The organism is Alcanivorax sp. 24 (genome assembly GCF_004360225.1).
Lineage (GTDB): Bacteria > Pseudomonadota > Gammaproteobacteria > Pseudomonadales > Alcanivoracaceae > Alloalcanivorax > Alloalcanivorax xiamenensis.
In genome coordinates this window covers 47,607-61,723 of sequence record NZ_SNUA01000016.1, presented here as the reverse complement: position 1 = coordinate 61,723, position 14,117 = coordinate 47,607, and the positions used below count along the sequence as shown (strand labels likewise).

The window sequence follows — 14,117 nt, the reverse complement described above, 5'->3', positions numbered from 1 at the left end:
TTCCCCGCCGTTGCCCCATTCGCTTGCGAGCAAGCTTCCCACAGCGGCTTCGTGGCCCGGCTCTGTGGGAAGTTGCCTGGGCAGCGAATTGTCTTCCCCGCCGTTGGCTCATTCGCTTGCGAGCAAGCTTCCCACAGCCGCTTCGTGGCCCGGCTCTGTGGGAAGCTGCCTGGGCAGCGAATTGTCTTCCCCGCCGTTGGCTCATTCGCTTGCGAGCAAGCTTCCCACAGCCGCTTCGTGGCCCTTCTCTGTGGGAAGTTGCCTGGGCAGCGAATTGTCTTCCCCGCCGTTGGCTCATTCGCTTGCGAGCAAGCTTCCCACAGCCGCCTCGTGGCCCGGCTCTGTGGGAAGCTGCCTGGGCAGCGAATTGTCTTCACCACCGTTGCCCCATTCGCTTGCGAGCAAGCTTCCCACAGCGGCTTCGTGGCCCTTCTCTGTGGGAAGCGGCCTGGGCAGCGAATTGTCTTCACCACCGTTGCCCCATTCGCTTGCAAGCAAGCTTCCCACAGCGGCTCGATCCCACTCGCTCCACAAACAAAACGCGGCCCGAGGAAACACCATGGGCCGCGTTTTTGGCTGTTACTTATTCACTATTAACTTTTCTCTGCTTTTTTCAGCTGCTTTTCACCTGTCCCCGGCTGCGCAGCCACATCAGCACCGCCAGCACGATGGCCGCCGCCTGGGCCAGTGCCCCCTGGACGGTGGGGAAGAAGCCCAGCCATTCAATGGTGGGCAGCGGCAGGTAGCGGGCATTGAGGATGCCGGCTTCCTGCAGCGCGGCCACGCCCTTGCCGAGCAGGATCACCGACAGCACCAGCAGGATCAGACTGGTGGCCTTGAAGAACAGCCCCAGCGGCAGCTTCATGCCGATGCGGAAGATCAACACACAGACCACGGCCAGGGCCACCACGGCGGCACCAAAACCATAGAACAGGTAGGACTGGGTCGCCGCGGTCACCTGGGTCCACAGCGCCTGGTAGAACAGGATGGTTTCGAACATCTCTCGGTACACCGAGATGAACGATACCACCGCCAGGGCCCATACCGTGCCGCCATCCAGGGCGCTGTCCACCTTGTTCTTGATGTAGCCCAGCCACTTCTGGCTCTGGCTGTGGTTGTGCATCCAGAATCCGACGTAGAACAGAATCACGGCGGCGGCGAGTCCGGCCACGCCTTCGGTGATTTCCCGGGTGGCGCCGCTCAGGTTGATCAGCGTGGACGCCAGGTACCAGGTGGCGACACCGGCCGCCAGCGCCAGAATCCAGCCGTAATGAATGTAGCGGGTGGCGGTCTTGGCGTCGGCCTTGCGGGTGAAGGTCAGCAAAGCGGCGATGATCAGCAGCGCCTCCAGACCTTCCCGGAACAGGATGAAGAAACTGGCGGAGAAGGTAGCGGCGGCGCTCAGACCATCGCCGCTGAGAATGTCTTCCGCCTCCTGCAGCCCGGCACGGGCCTGGGCCACCCGGTCGCTGACTTCCGCTTGCGGCATGCCCCGCTCGATGCCTTCGCGCACGGCCATGAAGCGGCGTTCGATACCGCGCATGACGGCCGGGTCCACGGCGGAGAGCTGCTGCTCGATCATTTCGAAGCCGTCCAGGTAAGCGGACAACGCGGCGGCGCGGGCAGCGCCGGTATCGCCAGCGGCATAGGCCTGCTCGGCTTCCGACAATTTACCGTCGCTGATCTCGATGAAGCGGTTCTGGCTGAACAGCGCCTGGGGCTCGGTACGCAGGTAGCCGGCGGCGTCATAGGCCTGGTCACCCAGCTGATTGCGCACGTCTTCCGGCGCCTTGGCGATCACCGCGTCCAGGGTCAGCGCGGTTTTCAGTTCCCGCTCATTGTTGATCGCGGTCTTGCCGCTGGCGGCCATCTCCGGGGTCACCGCCATGCTGCCGACATAGAAGGCCAGCGCCCAACGGTCGGCTTCACTCAGGGTCTCTTCATAGGCGGCCATGCCGGTGCCTTCCACACCGCCGGTGATGGTGGTGTACAGCCCCAGCAGAGAACGGCCTTCATAGCGGGCCAGTTCATGGAAATCGGTGGGCGCCGGCTCCAGCGCGGCACCGGCGGGGCCATCACCACGCCCTTCCTGGCCGTGACACAGGGCACAGGTGCTTTGATAAACTTCCGCGGCCCGCGCCATATCCGGCGCCGCCTTGGGCATCACCGGGATGCCGTAGACGTCCACCAGAGTACCGCGTATGGACTGGGCCAGGGCTTTCACATCGGCCTCCGGCGCCTTGTCCGCCACCGCCTGTTGCAGTGCGGCGGCCTGCTCCAGCAGAGTGTCCCGGCCTTCCACATCGTCCAGCTGACCGATCCCTTCATGCAGCAGACGGGAGAACTCTTCCATCTCCACGTATTCTTCGTCGCTGACGATGGTGCCGTCCTGCACCGCATTGATGTAATCGGCGCCAACGTATTCCACCAATTGCACCAAAGCGGTCTGGGAGGCGGCCTGAGCCAGGGATGACAGCAAAAACAGTACAACGAAAGCGCCCAGCCAGCGCTGAAGGGTTCTGGTCATGAGATAAGGAGCCCGAAAGAAAGCAGAATTATTCTCATTTATGGTCGCGCTCCGATGCGCAAAAGTCAAAGTGTTCTTCTCGGGTTTGCGATCTTTACTTTGGCAGGGCCTGTTCACCCTAGCCCACGGTGAAGGCCAGGATCTTGCTGATGTGCGCCTGGGGCCGGCCGGATTCCTTTTGCCACTGATTGAACGCGGCCTGGGCGGCGGCCTGATCGCGCTGGCTGACCGGCGGCTTGTCGATGATGCGATGGGACTTGAGCACGGCGATGACATCGTTGGTGGGGTACCAGGTGTCGCGGCCGACCATGCGCAGAAAAGCGGCGCCGGAATTTCCGCCGAGCTGCTTGCCGCGCTTCTTCAGCAACTGCCACATGCCGACGGTGTCCTCCTCGGGCCAGCCGGCCAGCCAGCGCCCCACTCCGCCGTATTCCTTGCGCAGATCCAACACCAATTGCGCGTTGTGGCGAATCGCCTTCATCTTGCCCCAGTGCCGGATCAGACGGGTGTCCTGCATGCGTTCTTCCAGCATGGTATCGGGCATCAGCACCAGTTTTTCCGGGTCAAAGCCAAAGAACGCCTGCTCGAAAGCCGGCCATTTGGCGTCCACCAGACTGTGGGTAAGACCGGCCCGGAATACGCGGCGGGTCATGGCGGAGAAGTAAAAGGCATCGTCCGGTTTACGCAATTGCGCCGGGGTTTTCACTTCCGGCAGCGCCGCCTCCACCGCTTTGAGACCGCCCTTTCGGTTGACCGCCAGGGTCATCAGCTCCTCGAACTTGATCATGGTATTGCTTCTCCTTTATTCAGGCCTTATTCGCTGCCAAGCGGAGCGCCGCCCGGACATCTTCCCACAGCGGCTCCGTAGCTCCCCTGGCTCCGTATCTCTCCTTGTGGGAAGCTGCCTTGGCAGCGAATAAGCGGGCCGCCCCTTCATATACAGCATTTCCGCGCCCATGTAGAATCGGTTTCCATTCTTCTGTTTCGCGGATCAGGGCGAGAGATCTCCATGAGCGGTTATCCTTTCAGGATCGGTAAGTCGGACAAACTCAAAGGTGTTTGCTATGACATTCGCGGTCCGGTGCTGCGTGAGGCGCATCGGCTCGAGGATGAAGGCCACCGGGTGATCAAACTGAATATCGGTAACCCCGCGCCGTTCAGTTTCGAGGCACCGGAAGAACTGCTCCAGGATGTGATCCATAATCTGCCCGACGCCACCGGTTATTGCCACTCCAAGGGCCTGTTCCCGGCCCGCAAGGCGGTGATGCAGTACAGCCAGACCAAAGGCATTCAGGATGTCTCGGTGGACGACATCATTATCGGTAACGGGGTCTCCGAGCTGATCGTGATGGCCATGCAGGCCCTGCTCAATAACGGCGACGAGGTGCTGCTGCCGGCGCCGGACTATCCGCTGTGGACCGCCGCGGTGCGGCTCTCCGGCGGCAACCCGGTGCATTACCTGTGCGACGAAAAGCAGGACTGGCACCCGGCCCTGGACGATCTGCGCTCAAAAATCACCGACCGCACCCGTGCCCTGGTGATCATCAATCCGAACAACCCCACCGGCGCCAACTATGACCGCGCGCTGCTGGAGGACATGCTGCGGATCGCCCGCGAACACAACCTGATCGTGTTCGCCGACGAGATCTACGACAAGATTCTCTACGACGAAGAGAAACACACCTCCATCGCGTCCCTGGCGGACGACCTGCTGTTCATTACCTTCAATGGCCTGTCCAAGAACTACCGGGCCGCCGGCTTCCGCTCCGGCTGGATGATCATCTCCGGCGCCAAGCATCTCGCGGAAAGTTACATCGAGGGTCTTGAGATGCTGGCCAGCATGCGCCTGTGCGCCAATGTGCCCAGCCAGAACGCGATCCAGGCGGCGCTGGGCGGCTACCAGAGCATCGACGATCTGGTGGCACCGGGCGGGCGGCTGTGCCGGCAGCGGGATATTGCCTGGGAAATGCTCAGCGCCATCCCCGGGGTCAGTTGTGTCAAGCCCAAGTCCGCGCTGTATCTGTTCCCGCGGCTGGATCCGAAGGTGTTCCCGTTCCAGGATGACGAGGCCTTTGCCCTGGACCTGCTGCGCGAGGAACACGTGCTGATCGTTCAGGGCACCGCCTTCAACTGGCCGGACCCGGACCACTTCCGGGTGGTCTTTCTGCCACGGGTGGACGACCTGGAAGACTCCATCGGCCGCATCGCCCGCTATCTGGACCGGATTCGCAAGAAGTAGGCTCTTTCGCTGGCGAGCCAGCTTCCCACAGCGGCTTCGTCCCCTCTGTAGGAAGCTGGCTCGCCAGCGAATTCGGCCCCGCCAGCCGCTCACTCCACCGCCGGCCGCCGATAACGATAGTGCAGCGCCTTCAATGCCGGCTCCGCGACCTCATCGAAGCCCGGCGCTCCCGGTAGTACCGCCTCCAGAACGGCGCCCGGCAACCGCTCCGCCACCCGCGCCTCAATCCAGTCCCGTCCCAACCAGGGCGCGTTCAGGCACACCAGCAATTCCGCCTCCGGCGCCAACAGCTTGGACAGCCGTTCCAGCACCTTGGGGTAGTCCTTCTCCACCATGAAACTGCCGCGCTGGGCGCTGGGCGGGTCCACCACGATCAGGTCATAGCGGCCCAGGCTGTGCAGCTTCTTCCAGCTGCGGAAGATATTGTGCGGCAGATAGTGCGCCCGGGCATCGGCGAGGCCATTGGCGACCTGGTTCTCCCGCCCCAGGGCCAGCGCCGGTGCGGACAGATCGATGTTCACCACCGATTCGGCGCCACCGGCCAGCGCCGCCACCGAGAAGGCACAGGTAAAGCTGAACAGGTTCAGCACTTTCTTGCCCGCCGCCCGTTCCCGCAGCCAGCTCCGCCCGGGCGCCATATCGGCGAAGAACCCCAGATTCTGGCCCCGCTCAAAGTCCAGCCGGTAACGTAATCCCTGTTCATGGGCCCAGTGCGGCTCCGGTACGGTGCCGACGATCACCCGGGTCAGCGCTGGCCGGCGGTGGCGATGCTGAAACACCAGGGTGTCACAGCCCAGTGCCGGCAACGCCGCCCGCAGCCGCTGCTCCAGAGCCTCCAGGGTGGCGGCATCGTAGTCATCGAACAGAGTCGCCATCAGCACCGGAGGAAAGCGATCGACGGTCAGCCCCTCCCAGCCGGGCAGGGTTTTCCCCCGCCCATGAAAAAGACGGTGGCGGGGGTCTCCGGGGGGAACCAAATAGGGATCGAGTGGGTCAATGGAAAAGGAATGGGTCATAGCCTGGGCATTCGCAGTCACGCCGGGAAAAGCGGGAGTATTCCGCTACCGGACCTTGAAGGCAACCGCTCCGCCCCCATTTTCCATTGAAGTTTGCTCGATGTGGGGGTCCTCCACGTCGGGTAAGCTGGTGTCCGGGCATCGGACCCATCAGGGCTAACAACATCAGTCAGTGGAGAAACATACCGATGATGCGCATTGCGCTTTTCCTGCTCACTAACCTGGCGGTGATCGTGGTCGCCAGCATTACTTTGAGCCTGTTGGGAGTGAATTCCTACCTGGCCCAAAGTGGTACCGGGTTGGATTTGACTAACTTGCTGATTTTCAGTGCCGTCTTTGGTTTCGCCGGCTCGCTGGTTTCCCTGCTTATTTCCAAGCCGATGGCGAAATGGTCCGCCAAGGTTCAGGTGATCGAACAGCCCAGCAACGAAGCCGAGCGCTGGCTGCTGGCCACCGTCGAGGAACTGTCCCGGAAAGCGGGCATCAAAATGCCGGAAGTCGGAATCTTCCCGGCTCAGCAATCCAACGCCTTTGCCACCGGCTGGAACAAGAACGCCGCTCTGGTGGCGGTTTCCCAGGGTCTGCTGCAACGCTTCCGCCCCGAGGAAGCCCGCGCCGTGCTGGCCCATGAAATTGGCCACGTGGCCAATGGCGACATGATCACCCTCAGCCTGATCCAGGGCGTGGTCAACACCTTCGTCATCTTCGCCGCCCGGGTGGTGGGTTATGTGATCGACAGCTTCCTGCGCCGCGACGGCCAGGGCGGCCTGGGCTTCGGCTATTACATCGTGGTGTTCGTCGCGGAGATCATCTTCGGTATCGCCGCCAGCGTCATTGTCATGTGGTTCTCCCGCTTCCGCGAATACCGCGCCGACGCCTCCGGCGCCCAGTTGGCGGACCGCCGCGACATGATCGCCGCGCTGCAACGGCTGAAAGCGGAATCGGAAGTGCCCAACCAGATGCCCGACAGCCTGGTGGCGTTCGGCATTAACAGCGGCGTGCGCCGTGGGCTTTCCGCCCTGTTCCGCTCGCACCCGCCACTGGACGACCGGATCCAGGCGCTGAGCGACAAGCGCTACGGTTAAGGCCACCTACCCCACAGAGAAGACTACGGAGTCTCCGTGGGAGCTTGCCTGCAAGCGAATATTCCCAAACGCCAAGGCCAATTCGCCAGCAGGGCTAGCTCCCACAGCGGCTTCGTAGCGCCCTCCGGGTTCCTGTTCCAGGGCCAACCCGCCCCTCCTTTTCCACTTCCCCGCCTGCCCCGCTCCGTGTAGGGTGAGCTTATATAACTACTAACATGCCCAGGCACCCCGGCCTTGCGCCCAGGGTGACCGCTGGCCGCTGTCTTTGAGTCGACATTCATTGGAACCCGGTTTTCGTCTGATACCCCGGGATCACCCGGATCGGGCCCTGCGCCTGCGCCGCCTGTTGATGGCGGTGTATTCCTATCTGCTGATGTGGGGCGGACTGGTGATCGGCACCAGGCTGGGCGCCGTGGCCCCGGACCTGCCCCATTGGCCATTGCTGTTGGTGCTTCTGGCGATCAACGCGGTGTTTTTCGTGATGATCCGCAGCGGGTACAGCGAGCGCTTCAAGGACCCCAGTCTGACCGTGGCGCAAATGCTGGTGGGCATCGCCGTGATCACCCTGATTCTGCACTATGCGCGGGAGCTGCGCGGCGCCCTGTTGTGCCTGTACCTGATGCTGATGACCTTCGGAGTGTTCTCGATTCACCGGCGCCGACAAATCGCCATGGCGTTGGTGGCGCAAAGCGCCTTCACCTTGCTGCTGATCTACGAATGGCTGAACAAACCGGCTCAACCGCGTTTCACCCTGATGTTCAGCCACTGGGGCATTCTGGCGCTCACCCTGACCTGGTTCGTTTCCATGGGCAGCCATATTCAGAGCTTGCAACAGCGCTTCCGGGCCCAGCGCGAGTCGCTGCTGCAAGCCCATGACCGACTGGCCCGTATCGCCGTGCGCGACGAACTCACCGGTCTGTACAACCGCCGCCACTTTCTCGAACGGTTTGATGAGGAACTGAGCCGAATCAGCCGGGAACCGGCACCGCTGTATCTGGCACTGGTGGACCTGGATCACTTCAAACCGGTTAACGATACCTACGGCCATCAGGCCGGCGACGCGGTGCTGCAGCGCTTCGCCAACATCGCCAGCCACTGCCTGCGACGCACCGATGTGCTGGCCCGCTATGGCGGCGAGGAATTTGCCATCCTGTTTCCGCGCAGCCACCACCAAGCCAGCCTGGCGGCCATCACCCGTCTACGCGAACGGTTCGCGGAAGCGCGCTACGCTTTTGCTCCGGACCTGCGGGTAACTCTGTCTTGCGGTCTGGCCGCCTATCAGCCTGGGGACACCGCCCGCACCCTGCTGGAACGCGCCGACCAGGCCCTGTACCGGGCGAAGTCCGAAGGCCGTAACCGGGTCAGCGGGTAGGCATGCCGCATCGTTATTCGCTGCCAAGGCAGCTTCCCACTTTGTTGGTGACGCTCCTGTGGGAAGCTTGCTTGCAAGCGAATAATACCCCTCAGCGGCGCTTCCATCCTCCACGCAAACCGGTATCCTTGCCCGCATAGGGAGGAATCTATGAGCGATGTCACCAACCCGAGCCTCAAGCAGGTCATCGAAGGGCATTTCGCCGGCGAAGGCGAGGACGCCCCTACCTGGGTGGAAATTCACGGTCTGACCTGCGCCCTGGCGGTGGGTCCTTATGGGGGGCCGGAGGATTTCGTCACGGCCCTGGAGAGCGAGCTGCCGGAGCCGGTTCTGGATGCTCTGGTGTCACTGCGCGGGCGCCTGCTGACCGGCCTGTACAACGGCGAACGCACCACTCTGCCCTGCCTGCTGGACCCGTACCGGGAAGAGGATGGCAACGACCTGGCCAGTTGGTGCGCGGGTTTTCTCGCCGGCGTGTTCTTGCGGGAGGAAGACTGGTATCAGGATCACGAAGACACCATGGCCAACTGGCTACTGCCAGTGGTTCTGATCTCCGGCGTGGACGAGGACCCCTCCCTGGACGAGCTGTGGGAAAATTCCGCCGTGGTCCGGCAAATGGCCACCGGCCTGCCGGATCTGCTGGAAGAACTGGTGCTGCACTTTCATGGAACAGATGGAAAAGATAGTTGACAGCGGAAAGACAAAAACAGGTGACTTTGAATTGCTGTGGGAAGCTTGCTTGCAAGCGAATGATATCGCTCAGGCGTTTGGCAATATTCGCTTGCAAGCAAGCTTCCCACAGCGGCTAAAGATCATCTCTTTTTTTTGCTGTTAACTATTCACCGTTCCCTATTAATTATTCATTGAATTCCGGTGTTTTCTCTTCCGCTCTTTTCCCGCCGATCCGATAACAATCGTCCAGCGCCAGCAGGTAGTATTCCAGTCCACGGCGGGCGGCGGTAAAGGCGCGGCGGCGGGATTCCGGTTCCATCGCCACCCGTTTGATCAGTTCCATGGCTTCATGGGGATGGGCGTCGTCATAGCTGGCATGGGCGCGCAACCACGCCAGGGTGTGCCGGTTGATCTCCGCCACCCCCTGCTCCGCGTAGCGGGTCATGCCAGTCACCACGCGCTGGCTCCATTCGCCGGTGGCCCACTCGATGGCCAGGTTGGTGGCGGCAATGCTTTCTTCCAGCGTACCGCGCTCGCCAACGGACCACAGGTAATGGTTCACCGCGTCCATGGCGGCGGGCGGCACGGTGTTCTCCAGGATCGATTGATCGATGCCGAAGCCGGCGGCCCAGTCCTGATACCAATAGGCGTGCCGCTGTTCCACCTTGATGTTGCCGATCAGCCAGTTCTTGCTTTCTTCATGACCGGGGAAAATGCCCGGCCGGGTTTTGGCCAATGCCAGGCCCATGTACTTGGGGAAATTTTCCACCAAGGGGTAGAAGTGCAGCAGCGCGTCGCGAAACCGCTCCGGCGTCAAAGTTCCCTCCCCCATTTCCACGAACAACGGATGCTCAGCCACCCGGTCCTTGTACGGCACCAGCGCCTCCCAAAAGCGTTGTGCCCAGGGTTCGTGATCGGTCAGTTGCAGAGCTTCCTTATAACGCGCGACGGACATAGTCTCCCCTTTTTTGATCGTTCCCGTGATCATCAAGGGATAAAGCCTACTGCGCTCTTGGTGGTTGTGCCAGTGGACGCCAGGGCCGCATGGCTGGATTCCGGAATCAAGAATTCGCGCTGCATTCGCTGGCAAGCCAGCTTCCCACGGAAGGGACACGAAGCCGCTGTGGGAAGCTGGCTTGCCAGCGAATCGGCGTCCAGGCTCACTACCTCACAAGAGTCAACGACATGCCCTCAGCAACCGCCGCCGTTGCCGGCGCAAAGTTCGCAACGCGGCGATGGAAGGCGCCGAGTCCTGCTGATAGGCCATCCGTTCGAAGGTCTCCCGCCAGGCCAGGGCCGCCGCTTCCGCCGCCGGCCAGCGGCGCTCGAGCCGCTCGCACAGTTGGGCCGCGGACAAACGTTCCGCTCCCCGCACGCCACGCTTGCTCAGCCCGCGAGCCAGCCGCCGGTATTCACGGGTCAGCGGCGTGGCGGAGCGGGGGCCGCGCCCCCGGAACATGATCAGCGCCGTGGCCAGCACCAGCAGTGCCGCCAGGGTCAGCAATAGCAACGCGAGCCGCCAGGGCGTCACCGCGCCAAGCCAACGGGACAGCCATTGATTCTGACGCTCCAGGTCATAGCCCAGCACCCAGCTCTGCCAGCGGAATTCAAGCAGGTCCGCCCATTGCCGCAATTGAAACAACACCGGCAAACGTCCGATGCCATCACCGGGAATACGCGCGGCGCCGGCCTGGCTGAGCGAGCCCCGCAAGCCCAGTTCCACCCGTTCCGGCGCCACCGCCGCGGTCGGATCCACTTCCACCCAGCCGCGTCCGGGCAGCCACACCTCCGCCCAGGCGTGGGCATCGTACTGACGAATCAGCAGGTGCCGCCCCATGGGGTTGGCTTCGCCGCCCTGATAACCTCCCACCACACGGGCGGGAATGCCGGCGGCGCGCATCAGCACCACGAAACTGCTGGCGTAGTGCTCGCAAAACCCCCGACGGGTATTGAACAGAAAACCATCCACCACATCCGGGCCGACGGCGGGCGGGCTGAGGGTGTAATGAAACGGCTCGTTGCGAAACCAGCTCAAGGCGGCGCTCACCAGGGCACTATCGTGCTGATATTGCCGACGCCATTGGCCGGCCAGTTCGCGGGCGCGCGGGAAACCCTGTTCCGGCAAACTCAACATCAACGCACGCTGATCCGGCGCCAGCGGTTCGGTCAGTGGTACCCCCGTATAGCTACGTACCCGATAGCGGAAGTTACCCGTGACCGGCTCGGTGGCCACCAGGTGCCGGTCACGGGCCAGCACCAGACCATCGAACTCCGGCACCGGAGTATTGAGCGCGTACAGCCAGCGTCGCTGGCTCGGCGCCATGATCACCTGGTAGCCCCAGTAAGGGCGATCGGCGGCCCGCTCCAGCAGATCCCGGTACCACAACGGCGGTTCTCCCCGGCCACTGTAGAAGGTCAGTTCGTCGCCCCAATCGTCCGGCCGAGCCTGGCTCCAGGTACGGCCATCAAACCAGCTGTAAGTGAGGCCACGCCAATAGCGTTGCCGGTATGGCGGTATCTCGCCATCGAACTGCACACGAAAGGCGATGGCGCTGGACTCGGCCAGATTACTGACCTGCCCCGGCGCCATCGTGTCGCTCATGCCGGTGCGCGCCTGTCCCTGATCGGTATGCACGTTCCATAACGGTGGCAGCCTCGGCACCAGCACGAACAGTACCACCGCCAACGGCGCTGCCTGCAACAATAGCACCGCCGCCTTGCCCAGATGCTGACGTGCGCGCGCCTGGGAATCGTTGTAGTGGATCCCCACCAGACTGGCGGTAAGGAGCAACAGACACAGACAGACGTAAAGAAAAACGAAGAACCCCTGCTGGAAAAGCAGGATGGTGGCGCAGACGAAATAGCCGATGATGATCAACACATAGGCGTCGCGACGCCCCACCAGCTCCAGATACTTCAGCGCGAACAAACTGGTGATCAAAGCGGTGCCCGCTTCCGGTCCGATCAAGCGACCGAAACTCAGATGAATGCCGCCCACCGTGCCGAGCAACAGCAACAGCCGTATCCACCGGCCCGGCAGCGGCGCCCGCTGACGATCCATCAGCGCCCGCCACAACAGGATCACCGCCAACAACAGCACCTGCCAGAGCGGTCCACGCAGCAATTGCGGCAAGGAAATGGCGAGAATGGCGGCGGTCAGCCAGGGCCGGGCATGGCTGGGCACCTGATACAGGCGGGCCATCAGCGCGGCCCTCCTTCGCTGCCGTGCAGTGCCAGCAAATCCAGAGCCCGCAGCCGATGTTCATCACCACCGCCCGGCGCCAGCATCACGCCGGGCAGACGCAAACCAAAGGGTTGGCCGGCCTCGCTCAACAGCAACACCCAATGGCATAGCAACGCCAGGCGCTGCTCCTCGGGCAGGCCTTCCAGGCGCTCGTAGCCAAGCCAGAGCCGTTCGCCCTCCTCGGCATCAAACAGCTTGGTGTTCATGCCGCGTCCACGTGCGTAACCTTTCCAGTCCACCTGGCGCAGCGAATCCCCCAGCACGTAGGCACGCAACCCCTGGAAAGCTTCGCTGCCATGGCGGCCGACACCACCGGTACCACCGCTACCCTCCCAGGGCGAAGCGGCCTCCTCCCGGGGTCTGGGCCAGGCCAGACAATGGTGCTCCAGCTCCACCAACGACCAGGCCCGCAACAGGCCCAACGGATAACGGCTTTCCACCCGCAACCGGTGCGACCAGACCGGACCACGGCGGGGCAGCGCCAGATTCAACCAAACGGTTTTCTCTTCTCCGGTTTCCAGGCTGACTTCCTGGGCATCCTGCCCCGGCCAGCTCAGCCATACACTGCGGTGCGGCTGTCCCTGGGACACCAGCACCACCGCCAGACCACCGTGCCCGCCGACAAAGCCATTACGGGCGGCGCCAGCGCGCAGGGTCAAACCAGAAAGATTGCGGAAAGTATGCAGGATGCCCATCACGAATAACGACACCATCAGGAAGCACAGTGCCAGAATCAGGTTGTTCTCGTAATTGACACCGCCGAGAAACAACAGCAGCGCCACCACCAGATACAGCACACCGTAACCGCTGGGCAGGATGAAGATACGGCGCTGGTTCAGTTGCACCTGATGGTCACGGGGCAGACGTCGGGCCAACCAGTGTTGCCAGGCGCGTTTTAGCATGGCCGCCCTCCTTCGCTCGACGCCGGTCAGCGCACCACCGGCACGGTCTGCAACAGGGACTGGGTCATCGCCGCCACGTTGCCGCCTTCACGGGGTTGCAGCCGGTGTTCCGCCACCGCCGCCCAGACCGACTGCACATCTTCCGGCAGCACATAGTCACGGCCATGCAGCAACGCCCAGGCACGGGCGGCGCGCAGCAACCCCAAACCGGCACGGGGTGAAAGACCGGCGACAAACCGGCTGTCGGCGCGGGTGGCCTCCAGCAAGCGTTGCACGTAGTCGATCAGCTCCCGGGTGGCGCGCAACTGATCGACGAAGCGGCAGAGTTTGCGCAGCCCCGACGGCTCGATCACCGACTCCAGTTGCCTTACCCGATCACGCTGGTCGCCGCCGGCGAGCAGATCCCGCTCCACTTCCGGTGACGGATAGCCCAGCGAAATGCGCATCAAAAAGCGGTCCAGTTGGGATTCCGGCAGGACGAAGGTGCCGGCCTGGGTCACCGGGTTCTGCGTGGCCACGACAAAGAAGGGGTCAGGCAGCGGCCGGGTCAGACCATCGAGCGATACCTGCTGCTCTTCCATGGCCTCCAGCAACGCCCCCTGGGTTTTGGGCGTGGCACGGTTGATCTCGTCGGCCAGCAGCAGTTGTGTGAATACCGGCCCTTCCCGGAGGGTGAATTCACGGCTGTCCGGGTCGAATACGGACACCCCGAGAATGTCCGCCGGCAGCATGTCACTGGTGAACTGAACCCGCCGGTAATCCAGCCGGAAGACCCGCGCCAGAGCCTGAGCCAGCGTGGTCTTGCCCATGCCGGGCAGGTCTTCGATCAACAGATGGCCGCCGGCAAGCATGCAGGCCAGGGCCAGTTTGATTTGTTCCGGTTTCCCCAATACCACCCGGCCCACCTGGGCCAGGGCTTTTTCCAGTGCCTGCATGGGTACGGCCTTGTGGTTGTTTCTTAAAATGGCGCTCCCCCCAAATCAGGAGCACGTTAAAATACCGGGAGCGGTCCACGGACCATTGCTGTCCCACAAATTTTGATGGTTCTAAGGTTTGACCG

11 protein-coding genes are annotated in these 14,117 nt (G+C 62.7%); 4 read left to right on the top strand and 7 right to left on the bottom strand.

What is annotated here, in order from left to right:
- Positions 1 to 613 precede the first annotated feature (613 nt).
- Positions 614 to 2,527: a cytochrome c/FTR1 family iron permease gene (locus tag E0L37_RS18040; RefSeq protein WP_133493061.1), complete on the bottom strand. Its 1,914-nt coding sequence runs from the start codon at positions 2,525 to 2,527 to the stop codon at positions 614 to 616.
- Positions 2,528 to 2,645: 118 nt separating this feature from the next.
- Positions 2,646 to 3,314 (bottom strand): DNA-3-methyladenine glycosylase I, encoded by a 669-nt coding sequence (locus E0L37_RS18035; protein WP_133493060.1) that lies wholly within the window; start codon positions 3,312 to 3,314, stop codon positions 2,646 to 2,648.
- A gap of 222 nt (positions 3,315 to 3,536) precedes the next feature.
- Here E0L37_RS18035 and E0L37_RS18030 point away from each other — a divergent pair, with 222 nt between their 5' ends.
- The gene (locus E0L37_RS18030) at positions 3,537 to 4,766 is read left to right on the top strand and encodes a pyridoxal phosphate-dependent aminotransferase (RefSeq protein WP_133493059.1); all 1,230 of its coding nucleotides are present in this window, start codon (positions 3,537 to 3,539) and stop codon (positions 4,764 to 4,766) included.
- Positions 4,767 to 4,855: 89 nt separating this feature from the next.
- On the opposite strand, the gene E0L37_RS18025 is transcribed toward E0L37_RS18030, so the two are convergent.
- Entirely contained in the window at positions 4,856 to 5,782 is a 927-nt protein-coding gene (locus E0L37_RS18025) for a class I SAM-dependent methyltransferase (protein ID WP_133493058.1), read from the bottom strand.
- Positions 5,783 to 5,970: 188 nt separating this feature from the next.
- On the opposite strand from E0L37_RS18025, the gene htpX reads away from it, so the two are divergent.
- From htpX to E0L37_RS18010, 3 genes are all read left to right on the top strand, one after another.
- Positions 5,971 to 6,867, top strand: coding sequence for a protease HtpX (gene htpX, locus E0L37_RS18020; protein WP_133493057.1), 897 nt, complete (start codon positions 5,971 to 5,973; stop codon positions 6,865 to 6,867).
- A 280-nt stretch (positions 6,868 to 7,147) separates the two neighbouring features.
- Complete coding sequence (locus tag E0L37_RS18015; protein ID WP_240687498.1) at positions 7,148 to 8,239, top strand: diguanylate cyclase; 1,092 nt, start codon at positions 7,148 to 7,150, stop codon at positions 8,237 to 8,239.
- Between the two features lie 150 nt (positions 8,240 to 8,389).
- Positions 8,390 to 8,929: a YecA family protein gene (locus E0L37_RS18010; protein WP_133493056.1), complete on the top strand. Its 540-nt coding sequence runs from the start codon at positions 8,390 to 8,392 to the stop codon at positions 8,927 to 8,929.
- Positions 8,930 to 9,095: 166 nt separating this feature from the next.
- Here E0L37_RS18010 and E0L37_RS18005 read toward each other — a convergent pair whose 3' ends face one another.
- The 4 genes from E0L37_RS18005 to E0L37_RS17990 form a co-directional block, all read right to left on the bottom strand.
- The gene (locus E0L37_RS18005; protein WP_133493055.1) at positions 9,096 to 9,866 is read right to left on the bottom strand and encodes a TenA family transcriptional regulator; all 771 of its coding nucleotides are present in this window, start codon (positions 9,864 to 9,866) and stop codon (positions 9,096 to 9,098) included.
- 222 nt (positions 9,867 to 10,088) lie between these two features.
- The gene (locus E0L37_RS18000) at positions 10,089 to 12,113 is read right to left on the bottom strand and encodes a DUF3488 and transglutaminase-like domain-containing protein (RefSeq protein WP_133493054.1); all 2,025 of its coding nucleotides are present in this window, start codon (positions 12,111 to 12,113) and stop codon (positions 10,089 to 10,091) included.
- Entirely contained in the window at positions 12,113 to 13,057 is a 945-nt protein-coding gene (locus tag E0L37_RS17995; protein ID WP_133493053.1) for a DUF58 domain-containing protein, read from the bottom strand. Before E0L37_RS17995 ends, E0L37_RS18000 begins: the two co-directional genes overlap by 1 nt.
- Before the next feature lie 26 nt (positions 13,058 to 13,083).
- A complete protein-coding gene (locus tag E0L37_RS17990; protein ID WP_133493052.1) occupies positions 13,084 to 13,992 on the bottom strand; it encodes a MoxR family ATPase in 909 nt (302 codons plus the stop codon).
- Positions 13,993 to 14,117: the final 125 nt, after the last annotated feature.

Excerpts from the sequence above, each read along its gene's own strand:
- E0L37_RS18025 (WP_133493058.1), bottom strand. The coding sequence starts at position 5,782 with ATGACCCATTCCTTTTCCATTGACCCACTCGATCCCTATTTGGTTCCC.
- E0L37_RS17990 (WP_133493052.1), bottom strand. The coding sequence starts at position 13,992 with ATGCAGGCACTGGAAAAAGCCCTGGCCCAGGTGGGCCGGGTGGTATTG.
- E0L37_RS18040 (WP_133493061.1), bottom strand. The coding sequence starts at position 2,527 with ATGACCAGAACCCTTCAGCGCTGGCTGGGCGCTTTCGTTGTACTGTTT.
- E0L37_RS18030 (WP_133493059.1), top strand. The coding sequence starts at position 3,537 with ATGAGCGGTTATCCTTTCAGGATCGGTAAGTCGGACAAACTCAAAGGT.
- E0L37_RS18010 (WP_133493056.1), top strand. The coding sequence starts at position 8,390 with ATGAGCGATGTCACCAACCCGAGCCTCAAGCAGGTCATCGAAGGGCAT.
- E0L37_RS18035 (WP_133493060.1), bottom strand. The coding sequence starts at position 3,314 with ATGATCAAGTTCGAGGAGCTGATGACCCTGGCGGTCAACCGAAAGGGC.
- E0L37_RS17995 (WP_133493053.1), bottom strand. The coding sequence starts at position 13,057 with ATGCTAAAACGCGCCTGGCAACACTGGTTGGCCCGACGTCTGCCCCGT.
- htpX (WP_133493057.1), top strand. The coding sequence starts at position 5,971 with ATGATGCGCATTGCGCTTTTCCTGCTCACTAACCTGGCGGTGATCGTG.
- E0L37_RS18000 (WP_133493054.1), bottom strand. The coding sequence starts at position 12,113 with ATGGCCCGCCTGTATCAGGTGCCCAGCCATGCCCGGCCCTGGCTGACC.
- E0L37_RS18005 (WP_133493055.1), bottom strand. The coding sequence starts at position 9,866 with ATGTCCGTCGCGCGTTATAAGGAAGCTCTGCAACTGACCGATCACGAA.